Origin of the sequence: Actinoplanes ianthinogenes (assembly GCF_018324205.1) — a bacterium.
GTDB lineage: Bacteria > Actinomycetota > Actinomycetes > Mycobacteriales > Micromonosporaceae > Actinoplanes > Actinoplanes ianthinogenes.
In genome coordinates, this window is sequence record NZ_AP023356.1 from 5390833 (window position 1) to 5411050 (window position 20218).

Consider the following 20218-nt stretch of genomic DNA (forward strand, 5'->3'; position numbering starts at 1 on the left):
TCCGTCTCAGTCGGGCCGGCCGGCGAGGCCGCGGGCGTCGTCCGCCGAGTCCGGGTCCAGGCTCTGGTAGCCGGTTTGTTCGTGCTGCCGGGCCTGGTCCTCGATCCAGCGCTGGTGCGCCTCCCACGCGGCCTGCTTGCTGCTGCCGAGCGCCGCGCCGATCTGCGTCCACGAGGCGCCGGCCGCGCGCGCCGACCGCACCATGGCCTGCCGCCCGTATCCGGCCTTGCGGATCACCACTTCGCTGAGGGCCAGCATCTCCAGCGTCTCGGCGGGGGAGAGGGCCGTGCCGCGGTCATCCGGGTTCATCGCGGCGAGCGCGTCCCGCATCCGCAGGTCGTCGTAACGCCGAGTAGCGGTGATCAGCGTGTGCTGTCGTTCCAGCTCGTCCGGAGTCGTCATGACAGTCACTCTTTCGTCAAGCAACCTTGACGTCAAGGCGCCTTGACGCAGTGAGGTGAATTTACCTCACTTCTCCCGCTAAATCGGTTATAAAGCCGCCAATTCTTCAGGTTGGACAGTCATGGTCGACTCAGCCGTTCGGCCAGGTTTTGCCGGAGCGCCACCGCGACCCGCCGATGAACACTCCCTGTCGCACAAGCGGTGTGGCACCATCAGATGACCCGTCGGGAACTGACTTTCCAAACTGGGAGCGAACATGTCTGCAAGAAGGCTGGGCCGCCTCGCGGGCTTGGTTTTCGTGCTCGTGGCGGCCTTCGGCGGTATCGGCGCTGTCAGTGCCGCGCAGGATGGCTCCGACAGCACGTCGGCAACTGTGCTTACGACGAATGAGGCCGTTTGGGGCTAGGCCCATCGTCACATTGGTGCCTGGCGCGGGTCTGACTGGAGCAGTTGGCCCTACAGGATAGGAGCGCCATGAGCGGGCCTCGGGTGCCTTCGCGGCGTTCCTCCGCCTATGCCTGGCTGGTCACCGCGCCGCTGGCCCTTTTCGGTTTCACCTGTTTCGTCATATCGCTCAGAGCCGACGAGCGATGGCACCAAGCTTGGCTCGGTGGCGTGGTGCTGCTCATCGGCGCGGTTCTGGCCAATGTGACGGTGACGCACATCGTCATCGGCCGGCAGAGCTACAACATGGTGATCACCGAGATCCCATTGGTTCTCGGGCTCTATTTCGTCCCCCCGGCGTCGTTCATCGCGGCAATGACGGCCGCCGCTCTGGTGACGAATGTCCGGAGCATGGAATCCACCAAGCTTTGGTTCAACGTCGCCCGGCAGGCCGCCAGCAGTTCCGCGGCTCTGGTCGTCATCGCGCTCCTGCCGGACATCACCGGGCCCGGCCCCACCACGTGGGTGATTCTTTTCTTCGCGGTGATGACCAGTGTCGTCGTGTCGCACGTCGCGGTGGCCGGCGTAATCGCCCTGGTGCAGAGCCGGCATGCGGGCCGCCAGGCATTGACGGCCGGCATGCCGACCCTCGCGATCGCCGCGATCAACATCATCATCGGCCTGGTCTTCCTGATCGCGATCGAAGCCAACCGGTGGGCCGTGGTGCTCCTCGCCGCGCTGGTGCTGGCGATGATCCTGGTGTTCCGCTCGTTCGCGGGCATCTTCCGGCAACACCGGACGCTCACCGAGGTCTACGAGCTCACCGTCGCCCTTCGCGACGAGACCGGCACCGGCGGTCTTCCGGACGTGCTCCTGGGCCGGGTGCGTACGCTCATGCGCTCCGAGTTCGCGACCCTTTGGCTGCCGGTTCAGGGGCGGCACCCCGAGGTGCTGCTCACCTCGCGGGTCGACGACAACGCGGCCTTGTTCGACATCTCGCCGACGCCGTCCGTGCTCCGGGACCGGGTGATGGAGACCGGCCGCGCGGTCTCGGTGGGTTCGGAATTCGATGAGACCGCCGATCTGCGCGACCTCCTGCGAGCCAAGAGGCTGCGGGACATCGTCGCGGTGCCGCTGCGGTCCGGGCAGATCACCATCGGGACGCTCGAGGTGGTCAACCGGCTCGGGTCGTACACGACGTTCCGGGACGCGGACGTGCAGGTTCTGGAGACGATCGCCGCGCACGTCGCCGGCGCCGTCGAGAATTCCCGGCTGGTCGACCGCCTGCGCTACGACGCCTACCACGACCGCCTCACCGCCCTCCCCAACCGCCGCCGCATCATCGACGCCCTCGCCGAGTCGGTCACCGTGCGCGCCGAGGACGAGGTCGTCGCCATCCTGCTCTTCGACGTCGACGGCCAGCGCAACGTCAACGAGTCGATGGGTCACGCCGCCGGCGACAAACTGCTGGTCGAGGTCGCCGAGCGGATCCGCGGCATCGCCGACTCCGGCGCCCTGGTCGGCCGGATCGGCGGCGACGAGTTCGTGGTCACCCTGCGGACCGCCAGCATCGAGGCGACCATCGAGCTGGCCACCCAGATGCGCGAACGGTTGCGCGGCCCGATGGCGGTGGGCACGCTCACCCTGGACGTGGACACCGCGGTCGGCGTCTCGGTCTACCCCGACCACGGCAGCGACCCGGAGACGCTGCTCCAGCGCGCCGAGCTGGCCGCCAACGCGGCCAAGGTCCTTCCGTACGGTGTGCAGCCCTTCCACCCGGCCCTGGAGTCCCGCGCGGTCCGCCGCCTGGGCATCGCCGCCGACCTGCGCCGCGCGATCGACAACGACCAGCTGGAGGTCTACTTCCAGCCCAAGGTGACGCTGGCCGACCGGCACGTGCTCGGCGTGGAGTGCCTGGCCCGCTGGGTGCACCCGGCGCACGGGGAGGTCGCCCCGGAGGACTTCGTGGCGGTCGCCGAGCACACCGGCCAGCTCGCCCGGCTCACCGAGGTGGTGCTCACCGCCGGCCTGCGGCACTGCAAGGCCTGGGCGGACGCGGACCGGCCGCTCTCCATCGCGGTCAACCTCTCCGCCCGTACCCTGCTCGACTCCCGATTCCCGGACCTGGTCCAGGAGTTGCTGGAGGAGCACCGGGTGGAGCCGGGCCAGGTCACCTTCGAGATCTCCGAGCCGGGCATGCTCAGCGACATCGAGCGGGTCCTGCCCACCCTCTACCGGCTGCGCGACCTCGGTGTCCGGCTGAGCGTCGACGACTTCGGCACCGGCGCCTCCTCGCTGGGCTATCTCCGCCAGTGGCCGGTCCACGAGGTGAAGATCGACGACACGTTCGTCCAGGGCATGGCGACCGATTCGGGGGATCTCGCGATCGTCCGGGCGATCGTCAGCCTGGCCAGGGAGTTCGGTCTCACCGTGGTGGCCGAGGGCGTGGAGAGCGAGCTCACCCTGGAGTTGTTGGAGGAGATGGGGTGCGAGATCGGTCAGGGCTACCTGTTCAGCCGGCCCCTGCCGTTCGAGCGTCTGGAGGCCTGGCTGAGCGCTCAGACGGAGCCGGAGTCCACTCCCACCGGCGAGGTCCGCAGGCTACGAGCAGTCATCTGACCTGCGGTTTCGTGTTGTTGGGGGGTCGATTTCACCCCGCGGTCCAAGCCGTGTAGTCTTACCCATGCAGCGAGCGAGAGATCGCAAGCAGCAAGCCCCCTTAGCTCAGTCGGCAGAGCGTCTCCATGGTAAGGAGAAGGTCTACGGTTCGATTCCGTAAGGGGGCTCTACCGGGTTCGTTCCCGCCCCGCCCGGCGTTGGACGTGAGCCTGGCTCGGCGGTGTAGCTCAGATGGCAGAGCAAGCGGCTCATAATCGCTGTGTCGCCGGTTCAAGTCCGGCCACCGCTACTCTTCAGTGGAGTCTCAAATCCGAGGCCCACTTTGCAGAGCGACCAACTGAGCGTCTACGCTGGTTCGTCGTCAGTTAGATTCCGTTAGCAGGAAGGCACCCCGCCGTGGCCAAGGCGACCGACGTACGTCCGAAGATCACCCTGGCGTGCACGGAGTGCAAGGACCGGAACTACATCACCAAGAAGAACCGGCGTAACGACCCCGACCGCATCGAGCTGAAGAAGTTCTGCCCGCGCGACGGGAAGCACACCCTGCACCGCGAGACCCGCTGAGCTGTCAAAAGCCAAGCAATAGCGCCGTCCGGAGTCACTCCGGGCGGCGCATTGTAGTTTGTGGGGTATGCCCCTGGATCAGACGTTCGTCGGCCGCACCTGGCCGCCCACCGAGACCTACCTCGTCGGCCGGGAGAAGATCCGCGAGTTCGCCCGCGCGATCGGCGCCACCGACGCTGAGTACCACGACCCCGAGGCGGCCCGCGCGATCGGCTACCCGGATGTGGTGGCCCCGCCGACCTTCCCGGTCGCCATCACCATGGCCGCCAGCCGCCAGGTGATCAACGATCCCGGCCTGGGCCTGGACTACAGCCGGGTGGTGCACGGCGACCAGCGATTCGCCTACACCCGCCCGGTGGTGGCCGGCGACGCCCTGGTCTGTGTGAACTCGGTGGACGAGATCACCACCCGGGGTGGTCACTGGTTCATCACCACCCGCACCGAGGTGCGCACCGAGGCCGGCGAGCCGGTCGTCACGGTGTGGTCGAAACTGGTCCAGCGCGGCGAGGAGCACTCCTGATGACCGAGATCCTGGAACCGCAGACCTTCCGGGTCACCCGGGCCGACCTGGTCCGTTACGCCGGTGCCTCCGGCGACTTCAACCCGATCCACTGGAGCGAGCGGATCGCGACCGGTGTCGGCCTGCCCGGCGTCATCGCGCACGGCATGTTCACCATGGCCCTGGTCGGCCGCGCGGTGACCACCTGGGCCGGCGCCGCGGACGCGGTCAAGGAGTTCAGCGTGCGGTTCGCCCGGCCGGTCCCGGTGCCGGACACGGACGAGGGGACCGAGATCGTCGTGACGGCCACGGTGAAGGAAGTCACCGAGGATGGGGAAACCCGGCTCGCCCTGACTGCCACGTGCAACGGAGACAAGGTACTGTCTCTGGCACAGGCGCTCGTCAGGAAGCGGTAGCCCGGGTTGGGATAACCAAGGGCGTACCCGTACACTGGTGCGCCGTGGGGCTGTGATTCGCAAGATGACAGCTCCGCAAAGGGGTGTAGCTCAATTGGCAGAGCAGCGGTCTCCAAAACCGCAGGCTGCAGGTTCAAGTCCTGTCACCCCTGCGCAATCCTCCTCGACGTGCCCGCCCGGTGCGCGGTTTGCACAGTCCGCGTCCGGTCGAGTGCTGACGGGAAATCACCACCACCGACGACGGAAGTAGGGCGAAGTGGCCGACAAGGACCGGCCCGGTGACGACGTCCCGGGCGACGACGAGCTGCTCGCCGACTCTGCCGGCGGTGACGACACCGATGAGGCCGACGACGCCCCGGTGACCCGCGGTGGCGGCACGGCTGTGGCCGAGCGCACCAAGGACGACGACACCCCGAAGACGAAGAAGGAGCGCAAGCGCACCGGAGTCTTCGGCCGGATCGGCGGCTTCTTCCGCGAGGTCATCAGCGAGCTTCGTAAGGTCATCTGGCCGACGCGCAAAGAGCTGCTGACCTACACCGGTGTCGTGATCGCGTTCGTTACCGTGATGACGGCGATCGTGGCGGTGCTGGACTACGGATTCGGCAAGGGCATCCTCTACCTGCTGGGTGGTCCGTCCTCCTAGCCCGTCGGACGCCAACCGAGTGACTTATCTGGAAGTGAGCGAGCGTGCCTGAGTACGACGACGAGACCGCGCAGTTTGCTGACGAGCAGTCGTCGCCGGTCACCGAGGAGTCGGCCGAGGAGCTGGCCGACGAGACCCCGGTGGCGGTCCAGGCGCCCGAGGCCGACGAGGACTACGACCCGGTCAAGGAGCTGCGGCAGAAGCTGCGGTACGCGCCCGGCGACTGGTACGTCGTGCACTCCTACGCCGGTTACGAGAACAAGGTCAAGACCAACCTCGAGACCCGGATCACCAGCCTCGACATGGAGGATTTCATCTTCCAGGTCGAGGTCCCGACCCGCGAAGAGGTCGAGGTCAAGAACGGCAAGCGCAACCAGGTGCAGGCCAAGGTCTTCCCCGGCTACATCCTGGTCCGGATGGATCTGACCCCGGAGTCCTACTCCTGCGTGCGCAACACGCCCGGCGTGACCGGCTTCGTGGGCGCCACCGACCGGGTCGACCGGCCGGCGCCGCTCTCCCTCGACGAGGTGCTGAAGTGGCTGGCCCCGGCCGTCCAGGCCGAGGAGAAGAAGGTCAAGCCCGAGGTCAAGGTTCTGGACTTCGAGGTGGGCGACTCCGTCACCGTCACCGACGGCGCGTTCGCCTCGCTGCCGGCGTCGATCAGCGAGATCAACGCCGACCAGCAGAAGCTCAAGGTCCTGGTGTCCATCTTCGGCCGGGAGACCCCGGTCGAGCTGAACTTCAACCAGGTCACCAAGATCTGATCGCCGGGTCCCCGGCGAGATCAGTGGGAGGGGCCGCCGTCGAGCGGCCCCGCCATCAACCACAGGAGTACTGAGTAATGGCACAGCGCAGCAAGGTGTACCGCGCCGCGGCGGAGAAGATCGACTCCAACAAGCTCTACGAGCCCAAGGACGCGATCGCCCTGGCGAAAGACACCAGCTCCAAGAAGTTCGACGCCACCGTCGAGGTCGCGATGCGCCTCGGTGTCGACCCGCGTAAGGCCGACCAGATGGTCCGCGGCACCGTCAACCTGCCGCACGGCACCGGTAAGACCGCCCGCGTCATCGTGTTCGCCCAGGGCGCGAAGGCCGAGGAGGCCGTCGCGGCCGGCGCCGACGAGGTCGGCACCGACGAGCTCGTCGCCCGGATCCAGGGTGGCTGGCTGGAGTTCGACGCCGCGATCGCGACGCCGGACCAGATGGCCAAGATCGGCCGGATCGCCCGGATCCTCGGCCCGCGTGGCCTCATGCCGAACCCGAAGACCGGCACCGTCACCATGGACGTGACCAAGGCCGTCAACGAGATCAAGGGCGGCAAGATCACCTTCCGGGTGGACAAGCACTCGAACCTGCACATGATCATCGGCAAGGCGTCCTTCACCGCCGACCAGCTGATCGACAACTACGCCGCGGTGCTCGACGAGGTCCTGCGGGCCAAGCCGTCGGCCGCCAAGGGCAAGTACCTGAAGAAGGTCACCGTCACCACCACGACGGGCCCGGGCGTCCCGGTCGACCCGAACGTGCAGAAGAACCTCAAGGGCGACTCCGCCCAGGCCTGATCCTCGATCAGCGCACGAAGCCCCCGGGGACATCCCCGGGGGCTTTTTCGTGGAATCCTTGCCGCCATGCGTTTCGACGGCGTCTGGTTCCGGTACGCCCGCCGCGCGCCCTGGGCGCTGCGCGAGGCGGCCGCGACGGTCGCGCCCGGGCAGACCGTGGTGGTGCTCGGTCCCAACGGCGCCGGCAAGTCCACCCTGCTCCAACTCGCGGCCGGGGTGCTGCGCCCGGTGCGCGGCGCGGTCAGGGACCGGCCACGGACCGTCGGCTGGGTTCCCGAGCGCTTCCCGGCCGACCAGCCGTTCACCGCGCTCGGCTACCTGCGCGCGATGGCCCGGCTGCGCGACGCCCCGCCCTCCGCCGCCGACGACTGGATCGACCGGCTCGGCCTCGCCGAGCACACCGGCACCCCGCTGGCCGCCCTCTCCAAGGGCACCGCGCAGAAGGTCGGCCTGGCCCAGGCCTTGCTCACCCCGCCCGGCCTGCTGGTGCTCGACGAGCCCTGGGAGGGCCTGGACGCCCGGGCCCGCACCCTGGTCCCGCAGATCGTCGCCGAGGTCACCGGGGCCGGCGGCGCCGTCCTGGTCAGCGACCACCGCGGCGAGATCGCCGGCCTGCCGGACGCGACCCACTGGTCGGTCACCGCCGGCACGCTCCAGGTCGAGGCCGCCGTCCCGGCCGCTTCGCGACCGGAGACCGACGAGGTGGTGGTCGAGATCGCGGTGCCGCGCACGGCGGCCGACGACGCCGTGGTCCGGCTCCGCGAGTCCGGTCACCGCGTGCTGGGCGTCCGGGAGATCAAGGACTTCGAGGTACGCGACGAGCACCCGTTCGCCGCACGCGAGGAGGACAGACGATGATCGCGCTGGCCGGGATGCGCCTGACCGGGTTCTTCCGCGGCGGCCGTGCGCTCGCCCCGCTGATCGCCGTGCTGGTGGTGCTCGGCGTGCTCTACGGCGGGGGAGCGTCCCCGGCCGCCACCGCCTACGGCTACTCCGCCGCCGCGCTGTTCCCGATCCTCGCCTGGCTCACCAAGGTCCTGCTGGACACCGAGCCGGACGTGCAGCGCCGCCTGGCCCGGCTGGCTGTCGGCCCGGTCCGGGAGGGCGCCGCCGGTCTGCTGGCCGCGCTCGTCGCCGGCGCCGCGGTCTGCGCCGTCGCGATGGTCGTCCCGCTGCTGTTCCACGGCATCCGGGGCCCGGAGGCGGGATCCACCGAGTCGTCGCTCGGCGTCGGCATCGCCCTCGGCGTGCTGGCCCACCTGCTGTCCCTGGTCGCCGCGGCCGCCCTCGGCGCGGTCGCCGGCCGGGCCGTGACCCGCCGGGTCCTGCCCGGCGTGGCGGTCCTGGTCACCGGCTCGATCCTGGCCATCGTGCTCGGCCTGACCAGCTCGTTCGCGCCGTGGCTGGTCCCGCCGGTGATGGCCACGGCTCGCGCGCTCAACGCCGGCGCCACCCCCGCGACCGGCACCCTGGTTCAGCTCACGGCGTGGTCACTGGCCTGGTCGGCGGTGGCGCTGACGACGTACGGGTTCCTGCGCCGGGCACGCTCCTGACCACTCGATTTGGTTTTTCGCGGGGTGGCCGCGTACCGTAGCTTCTCGAAGTTCCACCCACAGACCGCTGGTCGCCGCAGCAACCGTCGCGAGACGGACGCCGCGGCCGAAGGTCCCGCAAGAGCGGGCGACCTGCGCAGGGAGAACGGTTCGTGATGTGACGGCGTGCCTCGCGCATGCCGGAGGTCCGCCCCGTGCCCTGCGCCGGGGCGTTTTGCTTTTCCGGGCCCTCTCGACCAGTGGCAACGAGCACTGAGGAGAGGAGGGACATGGCGGACAAGCCGGTCCGGGCCGACAAGGCCACGGCCGTCGCCGAGCTGACGGAGAACTTCCGTTCCTCGACGGCCACCGTGTTGACCGAATACCGCGGCCTTACCGTGAAGCAGCTCACCGAGCTGCGCCGGGCGCTCGGCCAGCAGGCCAAGTACTCCGTCGCCAAGAACACGCTCGCGAAGCGTGCGGCGGGCGACGCCGGCATCGAGGGCCTCGACGCGCTGTTCACCGGTCCTACCGCGCTCGCCTTCGTGAGCGGTGACGTGGTCGAGGCGGCCAAGGGCATCCGTGCCTTCGCCAAGGCCAACCCCGCTCTGGTCATCAAGGGCGGCGTCTTCGAGGGCAAGGCTCTCTCGGCGGACGAGGTCAACAAGCTCGCTGATCTCGAGTCCCGTGAGGTTCTGCTGGCCAAGCTGGCCGGCGCCATGAAGGGCAACCTGAGCAAGGCCGCGGCCACGTTCCAGGCTCCGCTCTCCCAGGCCGTGCGCCTGGTGGACGCCCTGCGTGACAAGCGCGAGAAGGACGGTTCCGCCGAGGCCGCCTGATCGGCCCCGGGGAACCCAAGCACGTTTCACACCAGAAGCTAGGAAAGGTTGCCATCATGGCGAAGCTCAGCACCGACGACCTGCTCGACGCGTTCAAGGAGATGACGCTGATCGAGCTCTCCGAGTTCGTGAAGCAGTTCGAAGAGGTCTTCGACGTCAAGGCCGCCGCGCCGGTCGCCGTCGCTGCCGCCGCCCCGGGTGGCGCTGCCCCCGAGGCTGCCGCGGAGCAGGACTCGTTCGACGTCGTTCTGGAGAGCGACGGCGGCAAGAAGATCCAGGTCATCAAGGTCGTGCGTGAGCTGACCGGCCTGGGCCTCAAGGAGGCCAAGGACGCCGTCGAGGCCGCCCCCAAGGCGATCCTCGAGGGTGTCAACAAGGAGAAGGCCGAGGCCGCCAAGGCCAAGCTCGAGGGCGAGGGCGCCAAGGTCACCCTCAAGTGATCTGACGCTCTTCAGCGTTTTCCTTCGATGGCGGAGATCCGACACGGGTCTCCGCCATCGGCGTTTTTCCGGGCATCGGTGCTGGTCAGCGGGGCAGGTTCGAGCAGCTGACGGGCCAGGTGACAAAGCGTCACAAAGCTCGCCATCCATGCAGTAAGGTCCCTCTGGTGCGCGTGCCGGACGAGCGGGTGGGTCCGACCCGCGGCACAGCCCTTGACTGTGTGTCCCCTGACAGGCACGCTGATGGCAGCAAGTTTCCGCGCTTGCGACAGCCGCCCCGTGGGTATTCGGTTCACCCGATGACCACGGACCGGCACCCGAGGAAGATGAGCCGCGTTTCTTGAGCGGCCCCGGCCACGGTGTTGACCGCGATGGTGCAGGTCAGCGACGTCGGGGACACGTTCCGCAGGCCACTTCGTGGTGTGGGCTGGACAGCGGTTAGCCGAGCGGCTACACTGCTAGTTTGCGCTGCCTTCTGTCTTGACGCCTGTCGTTGTATCCATGTCTCTGTATCTCTTGGGGCGTGGATGTCGACGGGTGTCTTTTGGAGTGCACGCAGACCAGTTGCACCAGCAACTCAGCCGCATAGCAGCACCGGTCCTCGGAAGGACGCATCTTGGCAGCTTCCCGCCCTGCGAAGACCAGCCGTACGTCGAGCGCTTACGCACCCCGCCGTGTCTCTTTCGGCCGGATCACCGAGCAGCTAGAGGTCCCCAACCTCCTCGCCCTCCAGACGGACTCCTTCGACTGGCTGGTCGGCAACGAGGCTTGGCAGGCCCGGACGACGGACGACCCGCACGCCCACTCGGGCCTCGCAGAGATCCTCGAAGAGATCAGTCCCATTGAGGACTTCTCCGGCACTATGTCGCTGTCCTTCTCGTCTCCCCGATTCGACGAGGTCAAGGCCTCGATCGAGGAGTGCAAGGAGAAGGACCTGACCTACTGCGCGCCGCTGTTCGTGACCGCGGAGTTCACCAACAACACGACTGGCGAGATCAAGAGCCAGACCGTGTTCATGGGTGACTTCCCGATGATGACCCCCAAGGGGACGTTCGTCATCAACGGCACCGAGCGCGTCGTGGTGAGCCAGCTCGTCCGCTCGCCGGGCGTGTACTTCACCAAGGAGCCGGACAAGACCTCCGACCGCGACCTCACCAGCGTCAAGGTCATCCCGAGCCGGGGTGCCTGGCTGGAGTTCGACATCGACAAGCGCGACACCGTCGGTGTCCGCATCGACCGCAAGCGTCGCCAGGCCGTCACCGTCCTCCTCAAGGCGATCGGCTGGTCCGCCGACCAGATCCGTGAGCGCTTCGGCTGGTCCGAGCTGCTCATGACGACGCTGGAGAAAGACCACATCGCGGGGCAGGACGAGGCCCTGTTGGACATCTACCGCAAGCTGCGTCCGGGCGAGCCGCCGACGCGGGAGAACGCGCAGACCCTGCTCGACAACCTCTTCTTCAACCCGAAGCGGTATGACGTCGCCAAGGTCGGCCGGTACAAGTTCAACAAGAAGCTCGAGATCGACGTCCCGATCGTCCGGGGCACGCTCTCCGAGGAAGACATCGTCAAGACCGTGGAGTACCTCTGCCGGCTGCACGCCGGTGAGGAGGGCTACGAGGCCGACGACATCGACCACTTCGGTAACCGTCGCCTGCGCACCGTCGGCGAGCTCATCCAGAACCAGGTCCGCGTCGGCCTGTCCCGGATGGAGCGCGTCGTCCGCGAGCGGATGACGACCCAGGACGTCGAGGCGATCACGCCGCAGACCCTGATCAACATCCGCCCCGTGGTGGCCGCGATCAAGGAGTTCTTCGGTACGTCGCAGCTGTCGCAGTTCATGGACCAGACCAACCCGCTCGCGGGTCTGACCCACCGTCGCCGTCTGTCGGCGCTCGGCCCGGGTGGTCTGTCGCGTGAGCGGGCCGGCTTCGAGGTCCGTGACGTGCACCCGTCCCACTACGGCCGGATGTGCCCGATCGAGACCCCCGAGGGTCCGAACATCGGTCTGATCGGCGCGCTCTCGACGTTCGCGCGGGTCAACCCGTTCGGCTTCATCGAGACGCCGTACCGCAAGGTCGAGAACGGTGTCGTCACCGACGAGGTGCACTACCTCACCGCTGACGAGGAAGACCGCTTCATCAAGGCCCAGGCGAACGCCGTGCTGTCCAGTGACAACACGTTCGCCGAGGACCGCGTCCTGGTCCGCCGGAAGGGCGGTGAGGTCGACTACGTTCCCGGTGAGCAGGTCGACTACATGGACGTGTCGCCGCGGCAGATGACCTCGGTCGCCACCGCGATGATCCCGTTCCTCGAGCACGACGACGCCAACCGTGCCCTCATGGGCGCGAACATGCAGCGTCAGGCCGTGCCGCTGGTCAAGGCCGAGGCGCCGCTGGTCGGCACCGGCATGGAGTACCGCGCCGCGGTCGACGCCGGTGACGTGGTCGTCGCCGAGGTCGCCGGTGTGGTCGAGGACCTGTGCGCCGACTACGTGACGGTGCACCAGGACGACGGCCACCGCCGGACCTACCTGCTGCACAAGTTCCGCCGCTCGAACGCCGGCTCCTGCGTCAACCAGAAGCCGGTCGTCTTCGAGGGTGACCGGGTCGAGGCCGGCCAGGTCATCGCCGACGGTCCGTGCACCGACGAGGGGGAGATGGCCCTGGGCCGCAACCTCCTGGTCGCGTTCATGTGCTGGGAGGGCCACAACTACGAGGACGCGATCATCCTGTCGCAGCGCCTCGTGCAGCAGGACGTGCTCACCTCGATCCACATCGAGGAGCACGAGGTCGACGCCCGCGACACCAAGCTGGGTCCGGAAGAGATCACCCGCGACATCCCGAACGTCAGCGAGGAGATGCTGGCGGACCTGGACGAGCGCGGCATCATCCGGATCGGCGCCGAGGTCGTGCCCGGCGACATCCTGGTCGGCAAGGTCACGCCCAAGGGCGAGACCGAGCTGACCCCGGAGGAGCGGCTGCTCCGCGCGATCTTCGGTGAGAAGGCCCGGGAGGTCCGGGACACCTCGCTGAAGGTGCCGCACGGCGAGACCGGCACCGTCATCGGTGTCCGCACGTTCTCCCGCGAGGACGGCGACGAGCTGCCCCCGGGCGTGAACGAGCTGGTCCGGGTCTACGTGGCGCAGAAGCGGAAGATCCAGGACGGTGACAAGCTCGCGGGCCGGCACGGCAACAAGGGCGTCATCTCCAAGATCCTCCCCGTCGAGGACATGCCGTTCCTCGAGGACGGCACCCCGGTCGACATCGTGCTCAACCCGCTCGGTGTCCCCTCGCGTATGAACATCGGCCAGGTCCTGGAGACCCACCTCGGGTGGATCGCCAAGACCGGTTGGCAGATCGAGGGCGACGACGAGGAGTGGAAGCGCCAGCTCCGCTCGATCGAGGCGCACGAGTCCCCCGCCGACAGCAACGTCGCGACCCCGGTCTTCGACGGTGCCCAGGAGGAGGAGATCAAGGGCCTGCTGGAGTCGACCCTGGTGAACCGGGACGGCAAGCGGCTGGTCAACGGTGACGGCAAGGCGCAGCTTTTCGACGGCCGCTCCGGTGAGCCGCTGCCGGACCCGATCTCGGTCGGCTACGTCTACATCCTGAAGCTGAACCACCTGGTCGACGACAAGATCCACGCGCGGTCGACCGGTCCGTACTCGATGATCACGCAGCAGCCGCTCGGTGGTAAGGCCCAGTTCGGTGGCCAGCGGTTCGGCGAGATGGAGTGCTGGGCGATGCAGGCCTACGGCGCCGCTTACGCGCTGCAGGAGCTGCTCACCATCAAGTCCGACGACGTTCTCGGCCGCGTGAAGGTGTACGAGGCCATCGTCAAGGGCGAGAACATCCCGGAGCCGGGAATCCCGGAGTCGTTCAAGGTGCTTCTCAAGGAGCTCCAGTCGCTGTGCCTGAACGTTGAGGTGCTCTCCAGCGACGGTGTGGCCCTGGAGATGCGCGAGACCGACGACGAGGTCTTCCGGGCCGCGGAGGAACTCGGCATCGACCTGTCCCGGCGTCCGAACGAGGGCGTCAGCAGCGTCGAAGAGATCTGACGGAGAGCGTCCCCGGTCGGTCCTGAGGTTCTCGGGACCGGCCGGGGGCGCCCCCGCCGGCCTTGAATTCACCCGAGCAACGAAACACGAGGGATAGTCCAAGTGCTCGACGTCAACTTCTTCGACGAGTTGCGCATCGGCCTGGCTACCGCTGACGACATCCGGCAGTGGTCGCACGGCGAGGTCAAGAAGCCCGAGACGATCAACTACCGCACCCTCAAGCCCGAGAAGGACGGACTCTTCTGCGAGAAGATCTTCGGTCCGCAGCGGGACTGGGAGTGCTACTGCGGCAAGTACAAGCGCGTCCGGTTCAAGGGCATCATCTGTGAGCGCTGTGGCGTCGAGGTGACCCGCTCCAAGGTCCGGCGTGAGCGGATGGGTCACATCGAGCTGGCCGCCTCGGTCACGCACATCTGGTACTTCAAGGGTGTGCCGAGCCGCCTGGGCTACCTGCTCGACCTGGCGCCCAAGGACCTCGAGAAGATCATCTACTTCGCTTCGTACGTGGTCACCAGCGTGGACGCCGAGGCGCGTCACCGCGACATGTCGACCATCGAGAACGAGATCTTCGCGGAGAAGCGGCAGTCCGAGAACGGCCGCGACTCGGAGATCGAGAAGCGTGCCGCCAAGCTGGAGCAGGACCTGGCCGAGCTCGAGGCCGAGGGTGCGAAGGCCGACGTGCGCCGCAAGGTCAAGGAAGCCGGCGAGCGCGAGATGCGCCAGATCCGGGACAAGGCGCAGCGCGAGATCGACCGCCTGGACGAGGTGCTCGACACCTTCCGCAAGCTCGACTCCAAGCAGCTGGTCACCGACGAGCTGCTCTACCGCGAGCTGCGGGACCGTTTCGGTGAGTACTTCACCGGCGGCATGGGCGCCGAGGCGATCAAGGCGCTGCTCGAGAACATGGACCTGGACGCCGAGGCGGAGAACCTTCGGGAGATCATCCGCACCGGTAAGGGCCAGCGGAAGATCCGGGCGCTCAAGCGGCTCAAGGTCGTGGCGGCGTTCCTGAACACCCGCAACTCGCCGCTCGGCATGGTGCTCGACTGCGTCCCGGTCATCCCGCCGGACCTGCGCCCGATGGTGCAGCTCGACGGTGGCCGCTTCGCCACCTCCGACCTGAACGACCTGTACCGCCGGGTCATCAACCGGAACAACCGCCTCAAGCGGCTGATCGACCTCGGCGCGCCCGAGATCATCGTCAACAACGAGAAGCGGATGCTCCAGGAGGCCGTCGACGCGCTGTTCGACAACGGCCGTCGTGGCCGGCCGGTCACCGGCCCGGGTAACCGCCCGCTGAAGTCGCTCTCCGACATGCTCAAGGGCAAGCAGGGCCGGTTCCGGCAGAACCTGCTCGGCAAGCGCGTCGACTACTCCGGCCGTTCGGTCATCGTCGTCGGCCCGCGGCTGAAGCTGCACCAGTGCGGTCTGCCCAAGCAGATGGCGCTGGAGCTGTTCAAGCCGTTCGTGATGAAGCGTCTGGTCGACCTGAACCACGCGCAGAACATCAAGTCCGCCAAGCGGATGGTCGAGCGTCAGCGTCCGGTCGTGTGGGACGTGCTGGAGGAGGTCATCAGCGAGCACCCGGTGCTGCTGAACCGTGCTCCGACCCTGCACCGTCTGGGTATCCAGGCCTTCGAGCCGCAGCTGGTCGAGGGCAAGGCGATCCAGATCCACCCGCTCGTCTGCACCGCGTTCAACGCGGACTTCGACGGTGACCAGATGGCGGTGCACGTGCCGCTGTCGGCCGAGGCGCAGGCCGAGGCCCGGATCCTGATGCTGTCGTCGAACAACATCCTCAAGCCGGCCGACGGCAAGCCGGTGACCATGCCCACCCAGGACATGATCATCGGGCTGTACCACCTGACCCACCTGACGCCGGGCGCGAAGGGTGAGGGCCGGGTGTTCAGCTCGGACGCCGAGGCGCGGATGGCGTACGACAACGGCGAGCTGCACCTGCAGGCGCCGGTGAAGATCCGCCTGCGCGACGTCATCGGCGTGGACAACGGCGCCAAGTCCGAGGCGTGGGAGGCTCCGGAGGAGTGGGTCGAGGGCGAGCCGCTGCTCGTCGAGACCACGCTCGGCCGGGTCATCTTCAACGAGACGCTGCCCCCGGGCTACCGGTACGTCAACTACGAGATCCGCAAGGGTCAGCTGTCGGCGATCGTCAACGACCTCGCCGAGCGCTTCCCCAAGGTCGCCCTGGCCGCGACCCTGGACGCGCTCAAGGAGGCCGGCTTCCACTGGGCCACCTGGTCCGGTGTGACGATCGGCATGGGCGACGTCATCGGCCCCCCGCGCAAGCCGGAGATCCTGCAGCGCTACCAGGTCGAGGCGGACCGGATCGACAAGCAGTACCAGCGTGGTCTGATGACCGCCGAGGAGCGCCGCGGCGAGCTGATCGAGATCTGGACCAAGGCGACCAACGAGATCTCCAAGGAGATGGAGACCTCGCTGCCGCAGGAGAACCCGCTCTGGGTCATGATCAACTCGGGTGCTCGCGGTAACCTGCTGCAGCTGCGGCAGATCGCCGCGATCCGTGGCCTGGTGGCCAACCCCAAGGGTGAGATCATCCCGCGGCCGATCACCTCGTCGTACCGCGAGGGTCTGACCGTGCTGGAGTACTTCATCTCCACCCACGGTGCCCGCAAGGGTCTGGCCGACACCGCGCTGCGTACCGCCGACTCGGGTTACCTGACCCGGCGTCTGGTGGACGTCTCGCAGGACGTCATCATCCGCGAGGAGGACTGCGGCACCGACCGCGCCATCCCGATGGCGGTCGGCGAGCGCGAGGCCGACGGCACCCTGGTCGTGCACACCCACGCCGAGACCGGCGTGCACGCGCGGACCATCGCCGACGACATCACGGACGAGGCCGGCAACCTGGTCGTCGCCCGGGGCACCGACCTCAACTCGATCCTGGTCGACAAGCTGGTCGCCGCGGGCGTCGAGAACGTCCGGGTGCGCAGCGTGCTGACCTGCGAGTCGAAGCTCGGTGTGTGCGCGGCCTGCTACGGCCGTTCGCTGCCGACCGGCAAGTCGGTCGACATCGGCGAGGCGGTCGGCATCATCGCGGCCCAGTCCATCGGTGAGCCGGGTACCCAGCTGACGATGCGTACCTTCCACACCGGTGGTGTCGCGGGTGAGGACATCACCCAGGGTCTGCCGCGTGTCCAGGAGATCTTCGAGGCCCGGGTGCCGAAGGGTAAGGCGCCCATCGCCGACACCCCCGGCCGCATCCGGATCGAGGACGGCGAGCGGTCGCGGAAGATCATCGTGATCCCGGACGACGGCAGCGACGAGATCGTGTACGACAAGATCTCGAAGCGGGTCAAGCTGCGGGCGCACGACGGCGACCACGTCAACGTCGGCGAGAAGCTCACCGAGGGCACCATCGACCCGCACGAGCTGCTGCGCATCATGGGTCCGCGCGCGGTCCAGGTCCACCTGACCAGTGAGGTCCAGGAGGTCTACCGCTCGCAGGGTGTGCTCATCCACGACAAGCACATCGAGATCATCATCCGCCAGATGCTGAAGCGGGTGACGGTCATCGACTCCGGCGCGACCGAGTTCCTGCCGGGCGTGCTGGTCGACCGGGCGCTCTTCGAGTCGGAGAACCGCCGGCTCGTGGGCGAGGGTGGCGAGCCCGCCGCCGGTCGTCCGGTGCTGATGGGTATCACCAAGGCCTCGCTGGCGACCGACTCCTGGCTCTCGGCGGCCTCCTTCCAGGAGACCACCCGGGTGCTCACCGACGCTGCGATCAACTCGCGCAGCGACTCGCTGGTGGGCCTCAAGGAGAACGTCATCATCGGTAAGCTCATCCCGGCCGGTACCGGTATCTCCAAGTACCGGAACATCCGGGTCGAGCCGACCGAGGAGGCCAAGGCCAAGGTGTACTCGATGACCGGGTACCCGGAGACCGACTACGGCTTCGGGCCGGCCAGTGGCCAGGCCGTTCCGCTGGACGACTTCGACTTCGGGTCGTACCGCTGACGGTGGTGCGGCTCAGGCCGTACTGAAAGAGCTGGATCCGCCTGGGGTGGTCGCGCATGGCGCGGCCGCCCCAGCGGCGTTTCTAAGATGTAGTGGTGACCACTCAAGCCGTGCCCGCCCGCCATCCGCTCGATCCGGAGCCGGCGCCGTCGACGAAGGCGCGGGCGGTCTTCGCGCTGGGCCTGGTCGCGCTGCTGACCGGCCCGCTGATCGGCGGGGTGATTCCGGCCACGGTCGCCCTGCTGCTGGCCCGTCAGACCACGCGAGAGGCGTTCGCGGCCGGGGGCTACCTCACCGGTGGCCGGTGGATCCGCCGTGGCCGCAAGCTGGCCTGGGCCGGTCTGGTGCTGGCACTGGCCACGCTGGTGGTGGCCGGGATCGCCGGCCTGTTGCACCTGGCGGCCGTCCCGGGCCCGGATTTCGCTCCGGGCACCGACTGATCGGGCCGCTGCCCGGGCTGCGCCACGGCTCGTCCGGGTGACATGCTTCTGTTCATGATGCAACCCCCGCCGCCGCCCTACGGACCGCCGCCATACGGCCCGCCGCTGCCGCCGCAGTCGGTCAGCGGCTGGGAGGCGGAGCGAGTGGACGTGGTGACCGGGACCGACTTCGGGCTGGTCCAGCTGCGGGTCGTGCCGATCACGTCGGGTCTGGCGATCGGCGGGCTGGCCGCCGGCATCGGGTCGATCCTGGTCGCGATCCTGGTCGTCTGTTTCGGCTTCAGCGGCGCGGGTAGTTGGGTGGCGGGTGCATTCACGCTGCTCAGCGTGCTGGCCGGTGGGGGAGCGGTGGCCGCCTCGCTGATCGCGATGCGGCAGATCCGGCGTTCGGGCGGGCCGGGCCGGGTGCGGTTCACCGGCCGCGGGCTGGCGATCGCCGGGATCTCGTGCGGCGGCGCGGGGGCGGGAATATCGCTCCTCGCGTTGTTGCTGGGATTGGTGTTACAAGCTTCATAACGACCGTGTGGTCTGGATCCGGCACCGCGGCATTGCCGCGCTGGGGCACCCGGTACACTGGTATACGGAGATGTCCATCGTGGGGGCCCAGGTCTGATCTGACTGGTTCATTTTGACCTGGGTGCTTGAGGTGGGTACTCTTTCCCCTCGTGCCCGGGCTCGCCCGGGCAACTCGTGCGTGCACCCGAATCGGAACGTACGACGGGTAAAGCCGCACGACGGACAGGGTTCGACCCCTGTCCTGACAAAGACAAGACCGGGACGCGTGAATCACTCACGCGCGACGGGACCGTGAGCCGGACGACACGCCCGACCGCGGGTGCGGGACACTCCCTTCCGGGAGGGCCCTACACACAAGGCATAACACTCGGTGCGGCCGTAGAAGAAAGCGGCCGAAGGGAGCGGAGAAACCCGGTGCCCACGATCCAGCAGCTGGTCCGCAAGGGCCGCCAGGCGAAGACGACCAAGACGAAGACGCCGGCACTGAAGGGAAGCCCTCAGCGGCGCGGCGTGTGTACCCGCGTGTACACCACCACCCCCAAGAAGCCGAACTCTGCGCTGCGCAAGGTCGCTCGCGTGAAGCTGAGCAGCCAGATCGAGGTCACGGCGTACATCCCGGGTGTCGGCCACAACCTGCAGGAGCACTCGATCGTGCTCGTGCGTGGCGGCCGTGTGAAGGACCTGCCCGGCGTCCGCTACAAGATCGTTCGCGGTTCGCTCGACACCCAGGGTGTCCGGAACCGCAAGCAGGCTCGTAGCCGTTACGGCGCGAAGAAGGAGAAGAGCTGACATGCCGCGTAAGGGCCCCGCTCCGCGTCACCCGGTGGTCGCTGACCCGGTGTACAACTCGCCGCTGGTGACCCAGCTGGTGAACAAGATCCTGATCGGCGGCAAGCGTCAGCTCGCCGAGCGCATCGTGTACGGCGCCCTCGAGGGTGCCCGCGAGAAGAGTGGCACCGACCCGGTGGTCATCCTCAAGCGCGCGATGGACAACGTGAAGCCGACCCTCGAGGTCCGCAGCCGCCGCGTCGGTGGCGCGACCTACCAGGTGCCGGTCGAGGTGCGCACCCCGCGCCAGACCACCCTCGGTCTGCGCTGGCTGGTTCAGTACTCCAAGGCGCGCCGCGAGAAGACCATGATCGAGCGGCTCCAGAACGAGCTGCTCGACGCCAGCAACGGCCTCGGCGCCGCGGTGAAGCGTCGCGAGGACACCCACAAGATGGCGGAGTCCAACAAGGCCTTCGCGCACTACCGCTGGTAAGACCCTGCTGCGGGCCCGGCATTCCGCCGGGCCACGGCAGTCGTACCGGTCC

The 20218-nt window shown here is 68.0% G+C and carries 18 protein-coding genes and 3 tRNA genes; 20 read left to right on the plus strand and 1 reads right to left on the minus strand.

Going from position 1 to position 20218, the window contains the following annotated elements; genetic code table 11:
- Nucleotides 1-6 precede the first annotated feature (6 nt).
- Nucleotides 7-402: a hypothetical protein gene (locus Aiant_RS24380; RefSeq protein ID WP_189329176.1), complete on the minus strand. Its 396-nt coding sequence runs from the start codon at nt 400-402 to the stop codon at nt 7-9.
- Nucleotides 403-876: 474 nt separating this feature from the next.
- On the opposite strand from Aiant_RS24380, the gene Aiant_RS24385 reads away from it, so the two are divergent.
- From Aiant_RS24385 to rpsG, 20 genes are all read left to right on the plus strand, one after another.
- Nucleotides 877-3405, plus strand: coding sequence for a putative bifunctional diguanylate cyclase/phosphodiesterase (locus Aiant_RS24385; protein ID WP_189329177.1), 2529 nt, complete (start codon nt 877-879; stop codon nt 3403-3405).
- 94 nt (nt 3406-3499) lie between these two features.
- A tRNA-Thr gene (locus Aiant_RS24390) sits at nt 3500-3572 on the plus strand.
- Between the two features lie 49 nt (nt 3573-3621).
- Nucleotides 3622-3694: transfer RNA gene (locus Aiant_RS24395), tRNA-Met, on the plus strand.
- A 107-nt stretch (nt 3695-3801) separates the two neighbouring features.
- Nucleotides 3802-3969 carry a 50S ribosomal protein L33 gene (gene rpmG, locus Aiant_RS24400; protein WP_014440704.1) on the plus strand — a complete coding sequence of 56 codons (168 nt, stop codon included), beginning with the start codon at nt 3802-3804 and terminating at the stop codon, nt 3967-3969.
- A gap of 67 nt (nt 3970-4036) precedes the next feature.
- Nucleotides 4037-4489 carry a MaoC family dehydratase N-terminal domain-containing protein gene (locus Aiant_RS24405; RefSeq protein WP_189329178.1) on the plus strand — a complete coding sequence of 151 codons (453 nt, stop codon included), beginning with the start codon at nt 4037-4039 and terminating at the stop codon, nt 4487-4489.
- Nucleotides 4489-4884, plus strand: coding sequence for a MaoC family dehydratase (locus tag Aiant_RS24410; protein WP_189329179.1), 396 nt, complete (start codon nt 4489-4491; stop codon nt 4882-4884). The genes Aiant_RS24405 and Aiant_RS24410 overlap by 1 nt, the downstream gene beginning before the upstream one ends.
- 79 nt (nt 4885-4963) lie before the next feature.
- A tRNA-Trp gene (locus Aiant_RS24415) sits at nt 4964-5036 on the plus strand.
- 104 nt (nt 5037-5140) lie between these two features.
- Nucleotides 5141-5527: a preprotein translocase subunit SecE gene (secE, locus tag Aiant_RS24420; protein WP_189329180.1), complete on the plus strand. Its 387-nt coding sequence runs from the start codon at nt 5141-5143 to the stop codon at nt 5525-5527.
- Between the two features lie 122 nt (nt 5528-5649).
- Entirely contained in the window at nt 5650-6291 is a 642-nt protein-coding gene (gene nusG, locus Aiant_RS24425) for a transcription termination/antitermination protein NusG (protein ID WP_425322712.1), read from the plus strand.
- 77 nt (nt 6292-6368) lie between these two features.
- Nucleotides 6369-7088: a 50S ribosomal protein L1 gene (gene rplA / locus Aiant_RS24430; RefSeq protein WP_189329182.1), complete on the plus strand. Its 720-nt coding sequence runs from the start codon at nt 6369-6371 to the stop codon at nt 7086-7088.
- 66 nt (nt 7089-7154) lie between these two features.
- On the plus strand, nt 7155-7946 hold the full coding sequence (locus Aiant_RS24435) for an ATP-binding cassette domain-containing protein (protein ID WP_189329183.1): 792 nt from the start codon (nt 7155-7157) through the stop codon (nt 7944-7946).
- On the plus strand, nt 7943-8641 hold the full coding sequence (locus Aiant_RS24440) for a hypothetical protein (RefSeq protein WP_189329184.1): 699 nt from the start codon (nt 7943-7945) through the stop codon (nt 8639-8641). Before Aiant_RS24435 ends, Aiant_RS24440 begins: the two co-directional genes overlap by 4 nt.
- Before the next feature lie 269 nt (nt 8642-8910).
- Entirely contained in the window at nt 8911-9459 is a 549-nt protein-coding gene (rplJ, locus tag Aiant_RS24445) for a 50S ribosomal protein L10 (RefSeq protein ID WP_189329185.1), read from the plus strand.
- A gap of 56 nt (nt 9460-9515) precedes the next feature.
- Complete coding sequence (gene rplL, locus Aiant_RS24450) at nt 9516-9899, plus strand: 50S ribosomal protein L7/L12 (protein WP_189329186.1); 384 nt, start codon at nt 9516-9518, stop codon at nt 9897-9899.
- A gap of 616 nt (nt 9900-10515) precedes the next feature.
- Nucleotides 10516-13956: a DNA-directed RNA polymerase subunit beta gene (rpoB, locus tag Aiant_RS24455; protein ID WP_189329187.1), complete on the plus strand. Its 3441-nt coding sequence runs from the start codon at nt 10516-10518 to the stop codon at nt 13954-13956.
- A gap of 102 nt (nt 13957-14058) precedes the next feature.
- Nucleotides 14059-17949: a DNA-directed RNA polymerase subunit beta' gene (locus tag Aiant_RS24460; RefSeq protein ID WP_189329188.1), complete on the plus strand. Its 3891-nt coding sequence runs from the start codon at nt 14059-14061 to the stop codon at nt 17947-17949.
- A 95-nt stretch (nt 17950-18044) separates the two neighbouring features.
- Complete coding sequence (locus tag Aiant_RS24465) at nt 18045-18389, plus strand: hypothetical protein (RefSeq protein WP_189329189.1); 345 nt, start codon at nt 18045-18047, stop codon at nt 18387-18389.
- 144 nt (nt 18390-18533) lie between these two features.
- Nucleotides 18534-18905, plus strand: a complete 372-nt coding sequence (locus tag Aiant_RS24470; RefSeq protein ID WP_189329744.1) for a hypothetical protein — start codon at nt 18534-18536, stop codon at nt 18903-18905.
- Nucleotides 18906-19319: 414 nt separating this feature from the next.
- Nucleotides 19320-19694, plus strand: a complete 375-nt coding sequence (gene rpsL / locus Aiant_RS24475) for a 30S ribosomal protein S12 (protein ID WP_007465318.1) — start codon at nt 19320-19322, stop codon at nt 19692-19694.
- 1 nt (nt 19695) lies between these two features.
- Nucleotides 19696-20166: a 30S ribosomal protein S7 gene (rpsG, locus tag Aiant_RS24480; RefSeq protein WP_043531103.1), complete on the plus strand. Its 471-nt coding sequence runs from the start codon at nt 19696-19698 to the stop codon at nt 20164-20166.
- Nucleotides 20167-20218 lie beyond the last annotated feature (52 nt).